Here is a 20868-nt window from a genome sequence, read left to right on the forward strand (position 1 = left end):
TTCACTCAGATCGCGCCAGCCGATCAGGCGGCACGTACCGTCTTGAGGAAGTCGTCCATCACCCGGCGCAGGGTCGCGGACTGAGAATCGAGTTCGTCGACCGCCATCTGCACCTCACCGGCCGCGGTCGTCGCATCGACGGCGGCACTGGTGATCTCGCGGGTGTTCTCGGAGACCTGCGAGGAGCCTTCGGAGGCCTGCACGACGCTGTGGGAGATCTCCTGCGTCGCGGTGCCCTGCTCGGAGACGGCGTTGGCGATTGCCGAGGAGACCTGATTGATCCGCTCGATCACCTCCGTGATGCCGACGATCGCAGTTGCCGAGGCCTGCGTGGAGTTCTGGATTTCGCCGATCTAGGTGGCGATTTCCGATCTAGGTGGCGATTTCCGACGTCGCCTTCGAGATCGCTCGGCAAGCTGCTTCACTTCCGAGGCCACGACCGCGAACCCCTTGCCCGCCTCGCCGGCACGTGCCGCCTCGATGGTGGCGTTCAGCGCCAGAAGGTTGGTCTGGTTGGCGATCGTGTCGATCAGATCGATCATATCGCCGATACGGGTTGCAGCGCCCGACAATTCGCGAACCTTGTCGGCCGTCTGCTCCGCATCGGTTGCCGCCATGCCGACGATGCGTGCCGATTCGTCGACCTGACGCTTATCTCGCCGATGGAGGCAGAAAGCTCTTCGGCCGCCGAGGCCACGGTCTGGACGTTGCTGGAGGCTTCGCTGGAGGCGTTGGAGGCCGACCGCGACTCGGCCGCCACCTTGTCGGTCACCGAATCCATGACGCGGGAAGCGCCCTGCAGCTTGTCGGCGGTACCGACGACGCCGCTCACGACCACCGCCATCGATCTTTCGAACTCGTCGGCCAGGCGCAACATCGTGCTGCGGCGTTTTTCTTCCTGACGCGCATGGTTGGCGGCATCGGTTTCCGCCTTGCGCTTGGCATCCTCCTCCGCCGCGACCCGGATCTGATCGACGGCGCGAGCAATGTCGCCGATTTCGTCGTGCCTGTTGGCACCGGCAATTTCGTCCAGCGTTTCGCCGGTCGCAAGCTTGCGCAGCGCATTGGTCAACCGGGCGATCGGCGAGGAGATGACCTGCGCCAGAATGGCCATGCCGAGCGTCGCAAGAACCGCAATCACCAGACCGGTGATGATCTGCCAGCTCATTTCGCTGCTGCTGCGTTCCTCAAGCGAGTTGGAGAGCGCGGTCGCCTCCGCCATCACCACCTGGCGCGGCACCGTGATGAGGACGGACCAGGCCAACCCCGTCCGCCCGAGCACGATGGGCGAGAAGACCTGAAGGTTTTCGGTGTTGGGATCGACCTGAATGGTGGTCATTCCGTTCTTGAGAATGTCCGTGCTCTTGGCGGCTTCCGGATCGACCTGCTCAAGTGGCCTGCCGACGACCTGCGGCATCTGCGAGGAGGCGACGACGGGCCGTCGCTCGAGACGATCGTGACTTCGCCCTTGCCACCATAGATGGGCTGCTTCACTTCGTCGGCTAGCGTCCGCACGAAGGAGAGATCGAAGTCCGCACCAGCGACTCAAGCGAACTTCCCGTCGATCGTGATCGGCACGGACATGGTCGCCAGATAAACGGAATTGCCCTGAACGATATAGGGCAACGGCGCCAGTACGCTTTCCTTGCCCGTGGTCTGCGGGCCGATGAACCAGCCGCCCTTCATGACACCGTTGGGGTGGAGAGCGGTGCTGTCATAATTCCACGAGCGGCTGCAGCGCGATGTTGCCCTCCGCATCGCGCGTCCAGTACGGCAGGGCGCGGCCGATCTTGTCCGACCCCATGCCCTTGTTGCCGACAAAGGCGACGTCGTTGCCGTCGAGCGCATTCGGCATCCAGGCGCTGTAGGTGCCGTTGAAACGGGATTGTCCTTCAGCACGCCGAGAAGAATGTCGTTGAGCTGCTCGCGCTGCTTGGCGGGCTCGGTGGCATCCGCTTCCTTGCCGGCGACCACTTCCAGCGCCCGGACCATGTTGCGTGCCGCATTAAAGGCGGCCGTCACCTCGATCTTGATGGCCGCCGCCTGGGCCGCGGCCAGACTCTAGAGCGACTGACGCCCGCTCTTGTCGAACAGGTCTTCGACATTGGTCTTCACATATTGCGACGTGCGGTCGACGGAGGAAATACTAAACCCGACCAGCGCCCCGATCACGGCCAACACACAGAATGTGGACACGGCCACGATCTTGATTTTCACGGAATGCAGATTCATGCGAGCGATCTCCACCGACCGACAGTCAAACGCCAATCATCGATCGGACGCGTGACTATCGAGGTCCGTTCAACTTTGTTTTAATTCTTATCTCTCCTGTGTATTAAATAATAATATAAATATTGTAAGTATTTCTACGTTATAATTTTTCTATTACATTAGAACGCGCTTTTCAAGCAAAATACCAATATCGGAAGCCATCAATTCTTACCCAAAGGCTCCGTCGATTTCCGCCGCCAGCATCTGAAAAGAAAACGGCCGCTCGAAGGAGCGGCCGATCTGTCGTGATACGGTCTCCCGCTCACCTCCCGACGGTGACCCGTCGGACTATGCAATCGCGCCAGGCGCGTCTCACACCGTGGTGATGTCGGGTGCGTCCACGTTCTTCATGCCGACGATGTGATAGCCGGAATCGACGTGGGTGATTTCGCCGGTGATGCCGCGTGCAAGATCCGACAGCAGGAACAGGGCCGTATCGCCCACCTCGTCGGTGGTGGTGTTGTGGCGCAGCGGCGAGTTGTACTCGTTCCACTTCAGGATATAGCGGAAGTCGCCGATGCCGGAGGCAGCCAGCGTCTTGATCGGTCCGGCCGAGATCGCGTTGACGCGCACCTTGTTGGCGCCGAGATCGACGGCCAGATAGCGCACACTCGCTTCCAGCGCCGCCTTGGCCACGCCCATCACGTTGTAGTTCGGCATCACGCGTTCGGCGCCGAAATAGGTCAGGGTCAGAATCGAACCTCCGTCCGTCATCAGCTTTTCCGCGCGCCGGGCAATCGCCGTCAGCGAGTAGCAGGAAATCTGCATGGTCAGCGAGAAGTTCTCGGCGGTGGTGTCCACATAGCGGCCGGTCAGTTCGTCCTTGTCGGAGAAAGCGATCGCGTGGACCAGAAAGTCGATCTTGCCCCACTGCTTCTCGACTTCGGCGAAAACCGCGTCGATGGAGGCTTCGTCAGTCACGTCGCAATGGCCGATGACGATACCGCCAAGTTCTTCGGCCAACGGCTCGACTCGCTTCTTCAGTGCATCGCCCTGGTAGGTGAACGCGAGTTCCGCTCCGGCAGATCGCAGAGCCTTCGCAATACCCCAGGCTATCGACCGATTGTTCGCCAAACCCATGATTACGCCGCGCTTGCCGTTCATCAGTCCGCCTGTTTCCGCCATCGTCATCCCCTAAAGAAAATGCCCTTCACAATGCCCGCGCGCACTTGTTCAGCGCTGAGGCCGGGCTGGCCTCCTATGGCACAGCCCCCCTGAAGCTTCAAGACACGCGTGGACGATGTTGGCAAAATCCGTTCACGACTTTAAACGACTGGAAGAGAGTTCTCACACGCGCCCCAAACACCGATCGAGACCGCGTTACATGACAAAAAATCTTTCCAAGCCCTCCGCCGAACTCATTGCCCGTTTCACCGCGATCGTCGGTGAAGCGAACGCCCTGACGGGGGAATCCGATACCGCAACCTATGTGGAATAGCCGCGTGAGCTTCATCCGGGAAAGATGCCGCTCGTGCTGCGCCTCGGCTCCACCGAAGAGGTGTCGCAAATTCTGAAACTGGCGAACGAAGCCGGTGTCGCAATCATTCCTCAAGGCGGCAACACAGACCTCGTGGGAGGGCAGGTTCTCGACGTTTCCGGGGATCAGGTCATCGTTTCTCTGTCGCGCATAAACCGGATCAAAGAGATCGACGAGACCGGAAATACGATGACGGTCGAGGCCGGAGCGGTGCTGGAGACGATCCACGCGGAGGCCGAAAAGATCGATCGGATCTTTCCTCTGACGCTCGGCGCGCAGGGCTCGTGCGAGATCGGCGGCAACCTTTCGAACAACGCCAGCGGCACCGCCATTCTAGCTTACGGCAACACCCGAGAGCGCGTTTTGGGAGCCTAGTTCGTGCTGCCCGACGGACGCATTTGGGAGGGCTTGCGCAAACTGCGTAAGGACAATACCGGTTATGATCTGAAACAATTGTTTATCGGTGCGGAGGGCACTTTGGGGATTGTTACGGCCGTCGTGCTGAAACTTTTCCCCGCTCCGAAGGCTCTGGAAGTCGCTTTTGCCGGATTGCATGCACCGGAAGACGCACTGAAGTTGTTCAACGTGGCGCGCGCGGGAACGATGCTGACCGGCTTCGAACTGATGCCGCGAGTCGGCATCAAATTCACCGTGAAACACCTGGACGGCGCCCGCGATCCGCTGATGGCTCCCCATCCCTGGTATGTGCTGATGGAGCTGATCTTCGAAGACGCCTTCGAACACGGGCTGGTGGATGATGCCGCGCTGGCGGAAAGCGTCAGCCACCGGGAGGACTTCTGGCGGCTGCGTCACGGCATGTCGGAAGTTCAGGAGATGGAAGGCGGGTCGATCAAGCACGACGTGTCGGTGCCCGTTGCCAAGATCCCGGAATTTTTCTGGCGCACGCCACCGCGGCGATCGAGGAAGCGATTCCCGGCTGCCGCCCCTGCCCCTTCGGCCACATGGGCGACGGCAACATCCACTACGACATTTCCCAGCCCATCGACGGCGACAAGGCCGAGTTCCTGGCCCGCTGGAACGACGCCAACGAGATCGTCCATGCGATCGTGAAGGAGCTGGGCGGTTCGATCTCGGCGGAACACGGCGTCGGCATCCAGAAGCGCCATTTGCTGCCGAAGGTTAAAGAGCGACGTCGAGATGGACATGATGCGCGCCATCAAGGCTACGTTCGATCCGAACGGGATCATGAACCCGGGCAAGATGCTCTAAAGAGCGTCGGGATTCGCGGGAACCGGGTTGGGAGTTTGTGGCCCTACTCTTTGAATCCCTTGCGTGCGATCACCAGATGGCCGGGCACCGGCTCGCCCTTTTCCGCGCGCACGGTGATGTCTTCCATCGTCAGAACCGTGAAGCCGTGCGTTGTCAGCGTGTCGCGCACATAGGCGGCCTTCTGGGCGTAGCGGCGCGAGGGCCCAAGAATGTAGGGCTGATCGGCAAAGGCCGCGTCCTCGAGCGTTTCGGTGGAAAAGGCGAATACCCCGCCCGCATTGAGCCGATCCGCGGCCCCGCTCACGATAGCCTCGATCGCGCCCAGATAGGGAAAGACGTCGGTGGCGACGATCAGGTCCCAGGTCGGGCGGTTGTCGTCCTCCTCCTCGAATTCCTCCAGAAAATCGACCACCTCACCCGTATAGAGGTCCTCATAGACCTCGCGATCGAAGGCGATCTCGACCATGCGCTCGGACAGGTCGACGCCCGTCATGGCGCCGCAAAGATCCACCAGCGCCACGCCGGACAGCCCCGTGCCGCAGCCGAGATCAAGCCCGCGGGCATAGGGCCCCGGCGCATGGATCTTCAACGCATCGCTCAGCAGCAGCGGCACGCAATAGCCCAGCCGGTCGACGAGGATTTCGTCGAAATCCTCGGCATGCTGGTCGAAAAGCGTCGCCACATAGGCGTCGGGCATCTTTTCGGGCGCTTCGCCCTTGCCCATCGCCACCAACCGGATGGTGATGCCGCAATGATCGGCCGGGTCGATCTCCAGTGCCTGGCGATAGGCCTCGATTGCACCGGCAAGATCGCCCTCGTTTTCAAGCTGCAGCCCGCGATTATAGACCTCACCCAGAGCTTCCTCGTCAAAGGAAGCGTTGTCGCTGAAACCGGCGTAGTCGTCGTTGTCCATCACACATGCCTTTCAAGGAACGCGAGCCCTGATAGGCACAGGAGCGACGAAAGACAAGCGAGGCGAGGTGCGGCGCGGTTGCCGCCGCCCCGTCAGTAGACGGGATCGGCGACGTCGAAGGTCACGGAAACCGAGCGATGATCACTGGTGGAGCCGAAGCCTTCCAGATCGGTGTTGGCCGCCACGTGGGCGGTGTGTTCCACCAGTCCCGCTCCCGATCGGACGCGCAGGCCCGAGCGCTCGAGCGCTTCGTCGCCGACGACCGACTGGGCGAAGAGGATATGGTCGATCAGGATGCGCGGATCGCGGCCGGGGTCCCAGGCATCCTCGAAATAGATCGACCAGCGGTAATTGGCGTCCGCATCGGCGTCGATCTTGTAGTCGAACAGGGCGTGATTGAGAAAACGCCGCGCGAAGAAGACATCGCCCTGAAGATTGGAGATCAGGTCGTGGAAGAGCGCCTTGCGCTCGAAATACTCCCGCCCGACGCCGTAATTCATGTCGCCCAGCAGGAAGATCGCCGGATAGGGTTCGTTGCGAAACCGGTTTTCGATGTAATAGCGGATGTTGATACATTCGGTTGTCAGCTTGATCCGCGCCTCGACCGCGCGCTGCTCCGCCTTCAGGATGCGTTTGATGTCGGACGCGCTCAACTGATCGTGCGGACGCTGGTTGAGCTTGCCGACATCGGCGAAATCGTCGCCAGCAAATTTCGACTTCAGATGCGCGCCGATGAAATCCACCCGCTTGCCCACCGATGGTGCAGACCAGCGTCTGCGGATGACGGAAATGGCGGTGCTCATCGTCGAGAAGCTGAGGCACGGGATCGCCTTCGCCCTCATGCTCCTCCTCTTCCGGATCGCGCGGCTTGGACTTTGAACCAGGGATGGACGATCGTCCACTTGTCGCGATGCTCGCCGGGGATCCTCCGGCTTTCGTATTCGATCGCCTTGCTCCAGGCCTCTATGGGCAACAGACGCGGTGACAGCATGGTCAGACGCGAGGTCTTGACCAGGAACCAGATACCCTGCGCTCCGCTCACCTGATACCCGCCGGGGTCATCCGATCCGCGCTCGATGACCGTGTAGGCCTTGTTCAGGTAGGTCTCTCAGAAGTCCTTCAAAAGCGCGACGCAGCCGGTGCTGGGCCCTTCCTGAATACACAGGATGTCGGGATCGACCAGCCGGATCTCATCCACGATCCGAAGCTTTTCCTTTTCCTGCAACGCCTTGTCGGCGGCGGACGTGAATTTCTTCGCATGGATGGGAAGCGTGCGCTCCCGCCCCTGAAGAAGCTGCCCGAACCATTCAAGATTCCAAGTCGTCAATTTGAGAGACATGCGGCCTCCATGAAATAAAATAATTATTTTTATTTATTATAGAAAAAATTCAGAATAAATAATATCTTTTCTCCGTTCTTTTCAGAACAGATCGATTTTTTCTCCGCCTTCCTTCTTCTTTTCCTTAGTTGGCTTTGTCGGTTCCTCGACCGGTTGATGAAGCCCCGGATCGTCGTTGCGCACGGCGTTGACGCGGTAGGAGACGGGCACAGCATCGAACAGATCGTCGGGCGGGGGAACCAGCAGATCCTGGACGTGGCGCGGCTCGGTGTGGGCAACATCGAGCCAGCGATCGAAATCCTCCGGTGCGATGATCACGGGCATGCGGTGATGGATCGGCTTCAACGTGGCGTTCGCCTGGGTCGTTAGGATGGCCCCGGTATCGACCTAGCTGTCGTCGACCCCCGACCAGTCGGACCAAAGTCCGGCGAAGGCGACGATACCGCCGTCCTTCGGGGCGATTCAGTAGGGCTGTTTCGGGCCACCGCCCACCTTGCGCCATTCGTAGAACCCGGTGGCGGGCACGAGACAGCGCATGTGGCGCATGGATCCGCGAAAGGCGGGTTTTTCGGCTGTGGTCTCCGAGCGGACGTTGATCAGCAGGGATAAAGTCGGAGAGATCCTTCACCCGGCCGGGCATCAACCCCCAGCGCACGAGCGCGAAGCGACGCTTTCCCTGTTCAAGCCGAACGACCGCGATCGGCTGCGTGGGCGCTATGTTGTAGCGGGGAGGAAGGTTCGGCTGGTCCGCATAGCCAAATACGGAGCGCACTTCTTCGGGGGTCGCGGTTAGGCTGAAACGTCCGCACACTATGCCTTTTTCTTGATGTCTCGAAGTAAGTAATTGGCAAGAGACTCACTCTAGAGCCTCTCCGGATTGAAAAAGAAATGTACCTTTGATGTTGGACGAACGCGAGACGATCGGCCACGGCGATCTCAGCTACGAGAATTTGGTGGAGGCCAATATCAATCCCTCGACCAGGCTCGCCACCGACTATCTGAATCATTTCAATGAAATTGTCATGTTACTCGAGTTGCATTCCGACATGCCGGAATGCATTCCCGACGTCTTGGCATGGCAACCGGCTAATTACGCCGACCATTTCATGAATTCCAATTTCGCCGCCAAGGAACTGGCGGTTCGCGCCTATAACGCCGCTCCGGCCGCCGAGCGCGGCACGATCACCCCGAAATCAATTCCGAAGTTCATGCCGCGGAAACGGAACTCAAAGAGGCTGAACCGGACCGCACCGGCACGATCGGGAGCGAGGTCGCACAGCGGATCAAGCCGTTGATCGCGGAGGCCGGCGACGTCATTCACGGCCACGACACGACCCATCCGCCCGAGGCGGAAACGGAAAGCGAATCCTCGCAGGCCGATATCGACGCGCTGTTTGCCTAAGCGACGTCGAACCGCAGAGGTTTGCCGCTTGCATGGTCTGACCGGCATGACCATTATCCCCGTCATGACAACGCCGCTTCGCCGGGCCCCTGCCCTTGTCCCTGCCGTTTTCGCATTTTCCGTGTTCACGCTCACCGTCCAGCCCGCCGCCGCGGCCGACGAGCCGCCTTACGAGGCGGGTTTGCTGCGCCTGTCGGAACTGCTCGGCTCCACCCATTATCTGCGCGCCCTGTGCGGGGCGCAGGACGGCAACCGCTAGCGCGATGAAATGAACGCGCTCGTGGAGGCGGAGGACAGCAACGAGGATCGCCGCCGCAAACTGGTGGAACGCTTCAACCGCGGCTATCGGGCCTTCGCATCCGTTTACCGTGAATGCACCCCGTCAGCCCGGCAAGCGGTGGAAAGTTACATGTCGTAAGGGGCGGAACTTTCCGCCGAGATCAGGGCGCGCTACAGCCGCTGAAGCAGCACGTAACGTCAAAACTCACTCCAAGACACTGTTTGGACGCCCTTTATCGCACGCAACTGTGGAACGGGCGGCGCAAGCAATCGCCAATGCACTGTTTTTCCGTCTATGTTTTCGACGGTCCGTTGCAGAAGAAGTGCCGTCACGGGACAGAGGGTTAACCTTTCTGTTGAATCTTTCATTAGTTATTAACACCTACTCAACCTTACCGATGTTCCGACCGCCAAGACGTGCTACCTTTTGATTCGGATCACAGGCTTATCATCGGATGAGCGGCAGTTCCGCAGCGGTGGCAGATCTTTATGATTATCGATGAGAAAGACGAGATCCTAAGCGAAGAAGCAGAAGATGGTATTCGTCCCGAAGACGAACGTCGCCTTGCCATGGGCTATATCAGCGGCGCATGGGCGGATGCGATTGCAGACGGTGTCGATGCGGATGCCGTTGCTCACGCGGCGCTCTTCACGGCACTGATTGATCTTGTCGCCGCCTACGGCGAAAGCGCGGTTGCCGAACTTGCCGAAGGATTGCCCCGTCGCATCCTAGAAGGCGAATACACGGTCAACCGGACGCTGCAATAAGCACCACACTTCCCTACTCAGGCCGGTAGATCTCACTCTGAGAGACTTGCCTTTTGAGTCCTGCAGCCCCAGGACTGCGCTCGGCCCGGACGGTGCCGCGGCCGCACGGACAGTTGGCACGTCAGCTCGACGAACGGATAAGCCGTCGGTCGAGGACGACCGGTTCCGATTTCAGAAAATCAGCGAATACAGCGCGCCGGTCATGATCACGATGCCGAAGAGCATCAGCAGACCGCCCGCAACAAGATTGATCAGATGCAGCCAGCGGTCGTTCATGTAACCGCGCAGCCGCGTGACCAGGGCAGACAGCCCCGCCCACCACGCCAGAGCCCCGATCGAAACGCCCGCCACAAGCATCAGAACGCCCAGATAGTCATCGTGCGCAGGCGTCAGATCGCCCAGAGAGCCAAAGATCGCCAGAAATCCCAGAACGGCGCCGGGGTTCGTCAGCGTCATCGCAAAGGCGGCGAGAAAGCTCGACACGATCCCGATGCCGACCTCAGAGCGCAGCCCGGCCATCGCATACAGATGCGGGTGGGTGCGCACCGTCAGCCAGTCGAACCCGATCAGCAACAGGCCGCCGACCACCTGGATCCCCAGCTTGTGACCGGACAGGAAGTGCGCAATCGTTGAAATGCCGAAAGCGGCAATGGCGGCATAGATCGTATCGGCGACAACCGCGCCGATACCGACCGTCAGACCGGATACTAAGCCGTGCTTGAAGGCGCGCTGGATCGTCATCAGGTTGACCGGTCCGACGGGGGCAGAGACGATCAGGCCAATGCCGATACCGGTAACGAAAAACAACAAGCCATGCCCCCTCGATCTACGCCGGGTTTCCCATGCTCTCATTCTACCGCGGATCGGCCGGAAGAGACGCTCGGGAAACCCGGTAGATGCGTAAAAATGCGTGCGAAATAAGGCCCACAGCCGCAACTGTGACCCAGTGACCACCTATCCCCGGCGGTGTGCGCAGACGACATTGAACGATGCCTGCGGGCAGCGCATAGTGCGCACCGAGCGGCCGGACGAGGCGAACGCGTGCATGCCCGTCCGCAAGGCCAATGCATTCATGATCGGGAGACTTCCCGTGTCGACACCCATGGCGATCCTGGCGGCGCTGACGGCGGCCTTCGTTGTCGCCGGTCCGGCACAGGCGGCGACGGTGACAACGGAACGCATCCAGCTTCCCGCAAGCGACACGGAGACGCCCGAGGGACTGGACAATCCTGAGGCGGGAGATGCGGCACAGGGCAAGCCGGTCGGCGCTCCGGAAGCCGGCGTTCCGCTTCCTGAAATCCACTACGGGGCGGGCGAGTTGCCGAAACCGGTCATGCGGCTGCGCAAACAGATTCTCGATGCGGCGCGATCGGGCGAGGTGGAACGGCTCCGCCCGGTACTGAAATCCAACGAAATGCCGCCGACCCTGTCGCTGACGCGGATCGGCGATCCGATCGATTTCCTGAAATCGTCCTCCGGCGACGCAAACGGCCGCGAGATCCTCGCCATCCTCAGCGAAGTGATTGGAGGCGGGCTGGGTGCATGTGGATGTCGGCACGCCGCAGGAGATGTATGTCTGGCCCTATTTCGCGCGCTATCCGCTGAACAGGCTGCCCCCGCCGCAGGAGGTGGAGCTTTATCGCATCCTGACCGCAGACGACGTGGAGGAGATGCGCGATTTCGGCGTCTATGTCTTCTACCGCGTCGGCATCGGCCAGGACGGCACATGGCACTATTTCGTGGCAGGCGAATAGGCGCGGGGCGCTTCGCCGGAGCAGACTGACCATCCTTCGAGACGTCGTCTCCTTGCGCCCAATCGTGCCGGTGTCCCCGGCATGCCTTGCCGACCCCCGGCATCTCCCTTATCTCGCTAGATAGATCTTTTTCACACGCGTTCCGGAGCTTCGTCCATGTCCGCCTTTCTCAGCCCTCTTCCCTCGCGTGCCGTGGTGCGGATCAGCGGGGAAGGTGCGGAGCATTTCCTGCAAGGACTCATCACCTGTGATGTCGAGAAGCTTGAAGAGGGGGCAGCACGCTACGGCGGACTTCTGACGCCGCAGGGCAAGATCCTGTCCGACTTTCTCGTTCAGCGCCGGGAGGACGGGTTCTGGTTCGATCTACCGTCAGCTCTTGCCGCCGACTTCATCAAGCGGATGACGCTCTACAAGCTGCGCGCGAAGGTGGAGATCGCAAACCTGAGCGACAGCCATCAGGTGCTGGCGCTCTGGTCGACGACCGGCGAGATGACGTTGCCCGACGGCGCATTCGCGGACCCGCGCCATGCCGGGCTCGGCGGACGGCTGATCGCAGGAAGAGACGCGGCGCTGCCGGACGGATTTGCGGAAGCGGACGAGGCTGCCTGGGAGGCGCACCGTATTGCGCTCACGGTGCCCGAGGGCGGGGCCGATTTCGAATACGGACAGGCCTTCCCGCACGATGCGGACATGGACCAGCTTTCCGGCGTTGCCCTCGACAAGGGATGTTTCGTCGGTCAGGAAGTCGTGTCGCGCATGCGCCATCGCGGCACCGCACGCAAACGGATCATCGCAGTCCGCGCCCATGACGATCTGCCGGAAACCGGCAGCGAGATCACGGCAGGCGGCAAGGCGGCGGGAACGCTCGGCTCCGTGAGCGGAGGCGCGGGACTGGCGCTGGTGCGGATCGACCGTCTGGGAGCCGCCGTGAAGGACGGCGTGCCGATCACGGCGGGAGACGTGGCGATCACGCCGCATATTCCGGACTGGGCGCAATTCGACTGGCCCGCAGATGCGGCTGGCAACGAGACCGGCGCATGAGCGGGGAGCACTGACACATGGCACCCGACAAGACAGGCAACGCTCCGCGTGCCTGGCAGCGGATGCTGTCCGGCCGCAGGCTCGATCTGCTCGACCCCTCGCCGCTCGACGTCGAAATCGCCGATATCGCACACGGTCTGGCCCGCGTTGCGCGCTGGAACGGGCAGACGGTGGGCGATCATGCCTTTTCGGTTGCCCAGCATTCCATAGTTGTGGAGGAGATCGCCTGCCGAATGGTCGAGGGCCTTGAGCCCAAATGGCGGATGGCAATGCTGTTGCACGATGCGCCGGAATACGTCATCGGCGACATGATCTCGCCCCTCAAGACGGTGATGGGCGGCGACTACAAGACCCTCGAGGCGCGGCTGCAGGAGGCCATTCACCGCCGCTTCTCCCTGCCGCCGAAACTGCCGGTAAAGATCAAGAAGCTCGCCAAGCACGCCGATATCGTCTCCGCCTACTACGAGGCGGTGGAGCTGGCCGGGTTCGACGAGCAGGAGGCGGCGCGCATCTTCGGCCGCCCGCGCGGCTTCACGCCGCTCGGTCTGAAACCGTGGCCCGCGGCGGAAGCGCAAACCCGGTTCCTTGACCGGTTCGAGGAGCTGGAACGGGCAATAGCGAACGCCTGAGACAGCTGCGGCGACGATCCATCGGGACAGCCCATCCTTCGAGACGTGCTCTGAAGAGGCGCGTAAGCGCCGTCTCGAAGGATGGGCCACACGACCGAAACAGCCGACCTCCGCCCCTCTCACGCACTTCGGCGACGCCACTCAGCCCATCGGCACGACGAGGCGTCCGCGGACCTTGCCGTCGAGCAATTCGTCCGCCTTGCCGATCAGATCATCAAAGCCGATTTCGTGCGAGATTTCGGTCAGGAAATCCTTGTTCGAGATCGGTCACCGGCCGGGCATAGGCTTCCACGCGCTTTTCGACCGGCGCCATGACGGAATCGATACCGTAGAGCGTGACCCCGCGCAGAATGAAGGGCGCGACGGAGCCCGGCAGGTCGAGCCCCTGCGCCAGACCGCAGGTGGTGACCGCACCGCCGTAGTGCGTCTGGGCAAGGACGTTGGCGAGCGTGTGGCTGCCCGCGACATCGACGGCTCCGACCCAGCGCTCCTTGCCGAACGGGCGGCCCGGCGCGGAGAGTTCCGCGCGATCGATGATGGAGGTCGCACCCAGGCGCTTCAGATAGGGTTCTTCCGACGTCTTGCCGGTGGAGGCGATGACCTCGAAGCCGAGGCGCGACAGCAGGCTGACGGCGACTGAGCCGACACCGCCCGAAGCCCCCGTCACCAGAATGGCCCCCTGATCTGGCGTCTGCCCCGCGCGCTCCAGCGCCAACACGCTCAGCATTGCCGTGTAGCCCGCCGTGCCGATGGCCATGGCCTGCCAACCGCTCAGGCCCTCGGGCAAAGGGGATCAGCCAGTCGGAATTGAGCCGCGCCAGCCCCGCATAGGCGCCCATATGGGTTTCGCCGACACCGAAGCCGTTCAGCAGCACCTTGTCGCCGGGCTTGAATTTCCCGCTGTCGCAGGCGACGACCTCACCCGCCAGATCGATTCCGGGGATCATCGGGAAGGTGCGCACGACCGAACTGCGGCCGGTGATCGCCAGCGCGTCCTTGTAGTTCATCGTGGTGTACTTGACCCGGACGGTGACATCGCCGGGCATCAGGTCGGCAAGCGTGATCTCCCGGATTTCAGCCGGGTTCTGCTTCTTGCTACCCTCTTCACGGGTGATCCAGACGGCCTTGAAGCGTTCCATGTTGCGCCACTCCCCTTCGCTAATCGCGTGTTTTGCGCACGCCCCTTAGCCGGCCACGGGCGCGCGCATATGGAGATTTGTCGCAAGTCACCGGGCGAGGGACAAGGGCGAAGGCGACGATAAAACCCGCGTCGCCTTGCCACCCGCCGTCTTGGCCCGCAAGTGAAACGCTATTCGGCGGGGGAAAGAGGTCGCTCGATCGCCTGATCCTTGATCGGCCAGTGAACGATCGCCGCGAAGATGCCGAGGGCGATCGCGATCCACCACACGACGTCATAGGAGTCGGTCGTGTCATAAAGCCGCCCGCCCAGCCACACGCCGATGAACGATCCGATCTGATGCGACAGGAAGACGATGCCGAACAGCGTCGCCATGTAGCGTGGGCCGAACATCACTGCCACGAGCCCGGAGGTCAGCGGCACGGTGGCGAGCCACAGAAGACCCGTGGAGGCGGAGAAGAACAGCAGCCAGCCCCGGCGACATCGGCAGCATCACGAAGACGACGATGACGGCGGAGCGCGCCAGATAGATCACGGCCAGCATGATCTGCTTGGGCTGGCGTTGACCGAGCGACCCGGCGACCAGCAAGCCGACGATGTTAAAGAGGCCGATCAGCGCGATCGACCAGTCGCCCCAGGAGGGATCGAACCCCTTGTCAACGATGTAGGTAGGCAGGTGGACGGTGATGAAGGGGCCAGGTGGAAGCCGCAGACGAAGAAGCCCGCAACCAGCAGGAGATAGCTCGGGTGGGAAAAGGCTTCGGCGAGCGCTTCGGAAATCGTCTGGTCGCGACCGCCCGCGTGAGTGGAATGCGCGGCGGGTTTGCCCTTGAGCGGCAGCGAGAAGACGACGATCAGCACGAAGGTTAGCCCACCGAGATCGATCAGCACCTGTTGCCAGCCGAACCCGTCGATGAGCGCCTGCCCGAGCGGGGCAAACAGGAACTGGCCGAAGGACCCGGCCGCCGTGCCGATGCCGAAGGCAACCGAGTGCTTTTCCGGCGACACCAGACGGCTGAAGGCGGCCAGAACAATGGAGAAGGAAGAGGCGGAAAGACCGAGGCCGAACAGCAGGCCCGCCGAAATGTGCAACCACAGCGGCGTCGGCGCCCAGGCCATGATCAGGAAGGCACCGCCGATGAGCACTGCGCCCGCCAGAAGCACGCGCGTCGTGCCGTACTTGTCCGCGAAAGCGCCCGCAAAGGGCTGACCGATCCCCCACAGAAGGTTCTGAATGGCGATCGCGAGCGCGAAGGTCTCGCGACTCCAGCCGTGGGCATCCATCATCGGCGCCAGAAAAAGCCCCATGGAGGAGCGCGGACCGAAAGAGGCCATCGCAACGAGACCGCCGCAGGCAATGACAAACGGCAAAGCCCGCCAGAACGGCGTGACGACAGGTGTGGATGCTGATTGGCTCAACGGAAATCTCCCCTCCATGACCGGGACGCCGGATCGCAAACAAAGCGACCGGGGCACCGGCACCAATTCTCTCGGATCAGCAATCTTTCACGATCAATGATCTTCCAGGATCTCGGACTTCAAGGATCGACACGGCACAACAGGCGTTGTTCCTCGAAGTCTTCGGCTTTCGGATCAGGACCAACAGTCGTCCGTTCGCGCTCACCCTCGACGCGCGGGATCCGGTACAACGCTTATTCATTCCTACCTTTGGCTATAGGACCCATTTCCTTACGTGAGAAGTCAAAACTATTCATGTCGGATATCAATCATTTTAATGGGATCACAAAACGTCCTTCTACCCCGCATTCAACCCAGAGTTTCCCTCCAAACTCCCCTGAAGCTGCCTCTCGAACGACTTTGCCAAAAGCTGTTTATTTTATTAATTTCATAAGTTTTTTCTCTTTACGGCTAAACTCTTCCGAAAAGGGGGCTGGATTTTCCGAGCGTCACCCCCTATAAAGGCTCCAACTGAGCATAAACCGAATGAGAGGCCGATCCCCCACCGGTTTTTCAAATAGCATTTTTGTGCTCATTTTGAGTGTTTTGGGAAGGAGACCCGCATGTCCACGACACAGCAACCCCCTCACGCGCAAGCCGCGGAGCGAACGGCCCAGCGCGCACGGGTCTTCCCGCCCAAGGCCATGCCCGCGCTTGAGTACACGCGCGAAGTCGCGGAGGCGACGACCCCGATCTACGAGAAGGTTCGCCATGTCATTCCGGAAATCGAATGGCCCGCCCATGCGCCCTACATCAAGGCGATCAACGATCTGAAAGCGGAACGCAACGCCATCATCCTGGCGCATAACTACATGACGCCGGAGATCTATCACGGCGTGGCCGATATCGTCGGCGACAGCCTGCAGCTTGCCAAGGAAGCGGTGAAATCGGAGGCCGACGTCATCGTCCAGTGCGGCGTGCACTTCATGGCCGAAACCTCCAAGATCCTCAATCCGGACAAGACCATCCTGATGCCGGACATGGAGGCGGGCTGCTCGCTGGCGCAATCGATCACGGCTGAGGACGTGCGCGGTTTGCGCGAAGAGCATCCCGGCGTGCCGATCGTCACCTATGTGAACACATCGGCGGAGGTGAAGGCGGAATGCGATATCTGCTGCACCTCGTCGAACGCGGTTCAGGTGGTGGAATCGCTCGGCGCGCCGCGCGTTCTGCTGGTTCCCGACCAATATCTCGCGGCCGATGTGGCCTTACGCACGGATGTGGAGATCCTGACCTGGGAGGGCGCCTGTGTCGTCCACCAGCGCTTCACAGGGGCGGAGATGCGCGAATACCGCGAGGCTGTGCCGGGGGTGAAGATCATCGCCCATCCCGAATGCCCGACCGACGTGACGGCGGAGGCCGACTATATCGGCTCAACGGCGGGCATGATCACCTGGCTGAAGGACAACCACCCCGAAAAGGCGTTGCTCGTCACCGAATGTTCGATGGCCGACAACATTGCCTCCGAGGCTCCGGGCGTGGAGTTCGTGCGCCCCTGCAACCTGTGCCCGTACATGAAGATGATCACGCTACCGAAGATCCTCGACAGCCTCGTCAACATGCGTGACGAGGTCACGGTCGATCCCGTGATCGCCGCCTGCGCGCGCACCGCCGTGGAGCGGATGATCAACCTCAAGAGTTGACGGACGTCCGCCCTGTGCCCCGCGCATGCGTCGCGGGGCCCCTTCCCGCATTTGGGACATACATCTCATGACAGCCGACCCTCTCGCCGCCCTCGCCAAGGGGGCATCCTCTCCCGTCACACCTGCCGGACCCGATGCGGACGACGCCGTCATTCTGGGCGGCGGGCTTGCCGGGCTTTTCGCAGCCCTGAAGCTCAGTCCGCGCCCGGTGACGGTTCTGACTGCCGCCGCCATCGGCGAAGGCGCATCTTCCGCCTGGGCGCAAGGGGGGATCTCGGCGGCCGTCTCCGAAGACGACACGGCGGAATCCCACGCCGCCGACACGATGGCCGCAGGCGCCGGCCTGTGCGATGCCGAGATCGTTGCAGGCGTCACGCGCGAGGCCCCGGTGCGCATTGCCGATCTGCTGGCCTACGGCGTGCCGTTCGACAAGGATTTGGAAGGAAAGCTCCAGCTGTCGCGTGAGGCGGCGCATTCGCGGGCCCGGGTGGTGCGCGTGGGCGGTGACGGGGCGGGCCATGCGATCATGGAAGCCGTCATCGCGACCGTGCGCAGGACACCCTCCATTCGCGTTCTGGAATGGTTCGTCGGCGAAAGCCTGATGCAGCGCGACGGCGCCGTCACCGGTCTCATCGCGCGGCGCAAGGTGGACGGGCAGCGCTTTGCCTTTCCCGCGCGCGCGGTCGTGCTTGCGTCGGGCGGTGCGGACCATCTCTTTCAGACAACCACCAACCCGGATGAAGCAAGCGGTCAGGGTTTCGCCATGGCGGCACGCGCCGGCGCCGTGATCGCGGATGCGGAATTCGTGCAGTTCCACCCCACCGCCATCGATATCGGGCGCGACCCGGCGCCGCTCGCCACGGAAGCCTTGCGCGGAGAAGGATCGCGGCTCATCAACCGGGCGGGAGAGCGCTTCATGGAGCGCGGCCATCCGATGAAGGAACTGGCCCCGCGCGATGTGGTCGCGCGCGCCATTCATCGCGAGGTCATGGCCGGTCGCGGCGCATATCTCGATGCACGCGACGCGGTGGGGCAGGCTTTCCCCGAACGCTTTCCGACCGTTTACGCAAGCTGCCGCGAGGCGGGCATCGATCCGGTGACGGAGCCGATCCCCATCCGTCCGGCCGCGCACTATCACATGGGCGGGATCTGGGTGGACGAGCGCGGGCAAACTTCTCTCGACGGACTCTGGGCGGCGGGCGAAGTCTCTTCGACCGGCATGCACGGCGCCAACCGGCTCGCCTCCAACTCCCTGCTGGAGGCCGCCGTCTTCGCGGCCCGGGTCGCCGCCGATATCGACGGCGCATTGCCCGATGTCCAGGCGCCGGAATGGACACCTTTGCCGCCCGTGCGCAAGACCGACGAGCCGCCAGCCTCCGACCGCCTCACCATCGCGCGCCTGCGCACGTTGATGGAGAAAAAGGTCGGCGTGGTGCGCAGCGGCGACGGGCTGAAAGAAGCGCTGAGGACCATCGCGACGCTTGCCACGGAATGCGACGGCATCGATTGTGCCAACATGCTGGTTGCCGCCAGGATGATCGCGGCCGCAGCCTTCGCCCGGCAGGAAAGCCGCGGCGGCCATTGCCGCTCCGATTTCCCGCAGGAAAATCCCGAACTGAAACAACGCAGTCGTCTGACGCTGAAGGAGACCGATGCCATTGCGCGCAAGGCCCTGGCCGGCGCCCCCGCTCCCAGTCTGGAAGGTACCCGATGAGCTCTGATCTCTCCGCCCTCGCACAACCGCCGCGCCTGATGATCGATGAAGCAGTGAAGGCCGCTCTGCTGGAGGACTGGGGCCGCGCCGGGGACATTACCAGTCAGGCGACAATCCCCTCGGACGCGCGGGCGCGCGCCGTGGTCGCCTCACGCAAGGCGGGCCGTCTTTCCGGTCTCGGCTTCATTGAAAGCGCCTCCCGTCTGACCGACCCGGCCATCCGCGTGGATCCGCTGGCCCATGACGGCAACGTCCTGAAGCCCGGCACCGCAGTCGTGCGTCTGTCCGGCCCGGCCCGCTCCATTCTGGCCTGCGAGCGTGTGGGCCTCAATTTTGCCTGTCACCTCAGCGGCATCGCGACGGCGACGGCGACCTTCGTCGAGCGCGTCGCCCATACGAAGGCGTCGATCGTGTGCACGCGCAAGACGACGCCGGGGCTCAGGGCCTTCGAGAAATATGCAGTGCGGTGCGGAGGCGGCGCCAATCACCGCTTCGGCCTCGATGATGCGGTGCTGATCAAGGATAACCACATCGCGGTGGCGGGCGGCGTGATCCCGGCAATAGAGCGGGCCAAGGCCCATGTGGGGCACATGGTCAAGATCGAGGTCGAGGTGGATACGCTGGAGCAGTTGCGCGAGGCGATGACGGCGGCGCCCGATGCGGTGCTGCTCGACAACATGAGCCCGGAAAGCCTGAAGGCGGCCGTCGATATAGTCGCCTGTCAAGCGTTGACGGAAGCCTCCGGCGGCATCGAACTCGATACGGTGACGGCTATTGCGGAAGCCGGAGTGGATCTGATTTCGACCGGGTGGATTACCCATTCCGCGCCCATTCTGGGCCTTGGGTTGGATATCGAGATCGAGTAGGCCGCGCGCCGGTTCAGGCGACCTGCATTTCGGCACGATACCGACAAACGCGGTTTCGTCCAGCTTCCTTGGCCGCATAGAGGGTGACGCCAGCCGTGCTGTACAACTCTTCGAACGTCATCGTCTCGCCGAATGGCGAGCCGTAGACACCGACCCTCACCGTGCAGCGGATTCTTTCCCGCCCGCACAGGATCGTCTGTTTGGCAAAGCTCAGGCGGATCCGGTTGCCCACCACAAGGGCGCGTTCGACCGGACAGCCCTCCAGAACGACCGCGAACTCCTCACCGCCGACGCGGGCGGCGATATCCTGCGTGCGCAGACTGTTGCGGCAGACGGATGCAAACCGGCGCAGAACGTCGTCTCCGAAGGCATGGCCGTGGCGATCGTTCAGCGCCTTGAAGAAATCGAGATCGAAAAGAATGATCGACCGGCTGCCCTGCAACGGCGTGGCGCTCACCAGATCGTTGAAGGCTCGCCTGTTCAGGAGGCCGGTAAGCGCATCGGTGCGCGCCTCGACCATGTATGTGATCGCGGGCAAGCCGTTCCTGGTTGACCGCCAGCGACAGACCGCGGATCCCTGTCACCCCGATGATCGACATCAGTGCATTGAACGTTTCCGCCCAGTTCTGCGGGGCGTGATCCAGTTCGAGCGGAGAATTCAGCACCAGCATCACGGCGCAACAACCGAAGGAAATCGCTTCCATCATGTAGAGCGCGGTGAGCCACTTCAGGAAAGAGATGCTCTCCGAACGCGCGCGCCAATATTCCAGAGCAGTCGCCATCAGAAGGATTATAGAGGTGACTTTCATCACGACGAACATCGTGCCGACCAGGTTCGCCAGATGCAGCGGGACCTGCAGGGCCACCATAAGAACAATAAGGATGATACCGCGACGAAAGGAAATGGCGCGCTGACCGCGGAATTGAAGCGCGGGGGGGGGGGGGG

At 62.1% G+C, this 20868-nt stretch carries 21 protein-coding genes and 5 pseudogenes; 11 read left to right on the top strand and 15 right to left on the bottom strand.

The features are described from left to right. Window positions 1-23: 23 nt before the first annotated feature. From QNJ43_RS17940 to fabI, 6 genes are all read right to left on the bottom strand, one after another. Window positions 24-293: a hypothetical protein gene (locus QNJ43_RS17940; RefSeq protein WP_300471943.1), complete on the bottom strand. Its 270-nt coding sequence runs from the start codon at window positions 291-293 to the stop codon at window positions 24-26. A gap of 60 nt (window positions 294-353) precedes the next feature. Further along, window positions 354-617, bottom strand: a complete 264-nt coding sequence (locus tag QNJ43_RS17945) for a methyl-accepting chemotaxis protein (RefSeq protein WP_300471944.1) — start codon at window positions 615-617, stop codon at window positions 354-356. After that, window positions 539-1417 carry a HAMP domain-containing protein gene (locus QNJ43_RS17950; RefSeq protein ID WP_300471945.1) on the bottom strand — a complete coding sequence of 293 codons (879 nt, stop codon included), beginning with the start codon at window positions 1415-1417 and terminating at the stop codon, window positions 539-541. Before QNJ43_RS17950 ends, QNJ43_RS17945 begins: the two co-directional genes overlap by 79 nt. 128 nt (window positions 1418-1545) lie before the next feature. Further along, window positions 1546-2022, bottom strand: coding sequence for a hypothetical protein (locus tag QNJ43_RS17955; protein WP_300471946.1), 477 nt, complete (start codon window positions 2020-2022; stop codon window positions 1546-1548). Window positions 2023-2061: 39 nt separating this feature from the next. Further along, a complete protein-coding gene (locus tag QNJ43_RS17960; protein WP_300471947.1) occupies window positions 2062-2232 on the bottom strand; it encodes a hypothetical protein in 171 nt (56 codons plus the stop codon). A gap of 351 nt (window positions 2233-2583) precedes the next feature. Further along, window positions 2584-3396, bottom strand: a complete 813-nt coding sequence (gene fabI / locus QNJ43_RS17965; RefSeq protein ID WP_300471948.1) for an enoyl-ACP reductase FabI — start codon at window positions 3394-3396, stop codon at window positions 2584-2586. Between the two features lie 199 nt (window positions 3397-3595). Here fabI and QNJ43_RS17970 point away from each other — a divergent pair. Beyond that, window positions 3596-4978 (top strand): annotated as a pseudogene (locus QNJ43_RS17970) (FAD-binding oxidoreductase). 43 nt (window positions 4979-5021) lie between these two features. Here QNJ43_RS17970 and QNJ43_RS17975 read toward each other — a convergent pair. The 5 genes and pseudogenes from QNJ43_RS17975 to QNJ43_RS17995 all read right to left on the bottom strand — a co-directional run bounded on the left by QNJ43_RS17975 (window position 5022) and on the right by QNJ43_RS17995 (window position 8041). Beyond that, the gene (locus tag QNJ43_RS17975; RefSeq protein ID WP_300471966.1) at window positions 5022-5891 is read right to left on the bottom strand and encodes a methyltransferase; all 870 of its coding nucleotides are present in this window, start codon (window positions 5889-5891) and stop codon (window positions 5022-5024) included. 92 nt (window positions 5892-5983) lie between these two features. Continuing rightward, window positions 5984-6733: a hypothetical protein gene (locus tag QNJ43_RS17980; protein ID WP_300471949.1), complete on the bottom strand. Its 750-nt coding sequence runs from the start codon at window positions 6731-6733 to the stop codon at window positions 5984-5986. After that, window positions 6730-6933, bottom strand: a complete 204-nt coding sequence (locus QNJ43_RS17985) for a hypothetical protein (RefSeq protein ID WP_300471950.1) — start codon at window positions 6931-6933, stop codon at window positions 6730-6732. Before QNJ43_RS17985 ends, QNJ43_RS17980 begins: the two co-directional genes overlap by 4 nt. Before the next feature lie 66 nt (window positions 6934-6999). Beyond that, window positions 7000-7230, bottom strand: a complete 231-nt coding sequence (locus QNJ43_RS17990) for a hypothetical protein (protein WP_300471951.1) — start codon at window positions 7228-7230, stop codon at window positions 7000-7002. Between the two features lie 81 nt (window positions 7231-7311). Next, a pseudogene (locus tag QNJ43_RS17995) lies at window positions 7312-8041 on the bottom strand (SOS response-associated peptidase). An 88-nt stretch (window positions 8042-8129) separates the two neighbouring features. On the opposite strand from QNJ43_RS17995, the gene QNJ43_RS27360 reads away from it, so the two are divergent. From QNJ43_RS27360 to QNJ43_RS18010, 3 genes and pseudogenes are all read left to right on the top strand, one after another. Then, window positions 8130-8525 (top strand): hypothetical protein, encoded by a 396-nt coding sequence (locus tag QNJ43_RS27360; RefSeq protein ID WP_346433035.1) that lies wholly within the window; start codon window positions 8130-8132, stop codon window positions 8523-8525. A 171-nt stretch (window positions 8526-8696) separates the two neighbouring features. After that, window positions 8697-9050 (top strand): annotated as a pseudogene (locus QNJ43_RS18005) (TIGR02301 family protein). A 350-nt stretch (window positions 9051-9400) separates the two neighbouring features. Then, complete coding sequence (locus QNJ43_RS18010) at window positions 9401-9679, top strand: hypothetical protein (protein ID WP_300471952.1); 279 nt, start codon at window positions 9401-9403, stop codon at window positions 9677-9679. A 171-nt stretch (window positions 9680-9850) separates the two neighbouring features. On the opposite strand, the gene QNJ43_RS18015 is transcribed toward QNJ43_RS18010, so the two are convergent. Next, entirely contained in the window at window positions 9851-10489 is a 639-nt protein-coding gene (locus QNJ43_RS18015) for a LysE family transporter (RefSeq protein WP_300471953.1), read from the bottom strand. 136 nt (window positions 10490-10625) lie between these two features. Here QNJ43_RS18015 and QNJ43_RS18020 point away from each other — a divergent pair, with 136 nt between their 5' ends. From QNJ43_RS18020 to QNJ43_RS18030, 3 genes are all read left to right on the top strand, one after another. Continuing rightward, window positions 10626-11462, top strand: coding sequence for a hypothetical protein (locus QNJ43_RS18020; RefSeq protein ID WP_300471954.1), 837 nt, complete (start codon window positions 10626-10628; stop codon window positions 11460-11462). A gap of 127 nt (window positions 11463-11589) precedes the next feature. Then, the gene (locus QNJ43_RS18025; protein WP_300471955.1) at window positions 11590-12474 is read left to right on the top strand and encodes a folate-binding protein; all 885 of its coding nucleotides are present in this window, start codon (window positions 11590-11592) and stop codon (window positions 12472-12474) included. A gap of 17 nt (window positions 12475-12491) precedes the next feature. Continuing rightward, entirely contained in the window at window positions 12492-13103 is a 612-nt protein-coding gene (locus QNJ43_RS18030; RefSeq protein WP_300471956.1) for an HD family hydrolase, read from the top strand. A gap of 141 nt (window positions 13104-13244) precedes the next feature. On the opposite strand, the pseudogene QNJ43_RS18035 reads toward QNJ43_RS18030, so the two are convergent. After that, a pseudogene (locus tag QNJ43_RS18035) lies at window positions 13245-14242 on the bottom strand (MDR family oxidoreductase). Window positions 14243-14412: 170 nt separating this feature from the next. Continuing rightward, a pseudogene (locus tag QNJ43_RS18040) lies at window positions 14413-15576 on the bottom strand (MFS transporter). 686 nt (window positions 15577-16262) lie between these two features. On the opposite strand from QNJ43_RS18040, the gene nadA reads away from it, so the two are divergent. The 3 genes from nadA (at window position 16263) to nadC (ending at window position 19922) form a co-directional block, all read left to right on the top strand. Next, on the top strand, window positions 16263-17342 hold the full coding sequence (nadA, locus tag QNJ43_RS18045; protein WP_300471957.1) for a quinolinate synthase NadA: 1080 nt from the start codon (window positions 16263-16265) through the stop codon (window positions 17340-17342). A gap of 67 nt (window positions 17343-17409) precedes the next feature. After that, window positions 17410-19056, top strand: coding sequence for an L-aspartate oxidase (locus QNJ43_RS18050; protein WP_300471958.1), 1647 nt, complete (start codon window positions 17410-17412; stop codon window positions 19054-19056). Continuing rightward, window positions 19053-19922 (top strand): carboxylating nicotinate-nucleotide diphosphorylase, encoded by an 870-nt coding sequence (gene nadC / locus QNJ43_RS18055; RefSeq protein ID WP_300471959.1) that lies wholly within the window; start codon window positions 19053-19055, stop codon window positions 19920-19922. Before QNJ43_RS18050 ends, nadC begins: the two co-directional genes overlap by 4 nt. A gap of 13 nt (window positions 19923-19935) precedes the next feature. Here nadC and QNJ43_RS18060 read toward each other — a convergent pair whose 3' ends face one another. Next, the gene (locus tag QNJ43_RS18060) at window positions 19936-20460 is read right to left on the bottom strand and encodes a GGDEF domain-containing protein (protein WP_300471960.1); all 525 of its coding nucleotides are present in this window, start codon (window positions 20458-20460) and stop codon (window positions 19936-19938) included. Here QNJ43_RS18060 and QNJ43_RS18065 point away from each other — a divergent pair. Next, on the top strand, window positions 20441-20868 hold a 428-nt coding region (locus QNJ43_RS18065), incomplete at its 3' end, for a hypothetical protein (RefSeq protein ID WP_300471961.1). The two genes, QNJ43_RS18060 and QNJ43_RS18065, sit on opposite strands and share 20 nt — an antisense overlap.

Source organism: Breoghania sp. (assembly GCF_030066895.1).
In the GTDB taxonomy this organism is placed as follows: domain Bacteria; phylum Pseudomonadota; class Alphaproteobacteria; order Rhizobiales; family Stappiaceae; genus Breoghania.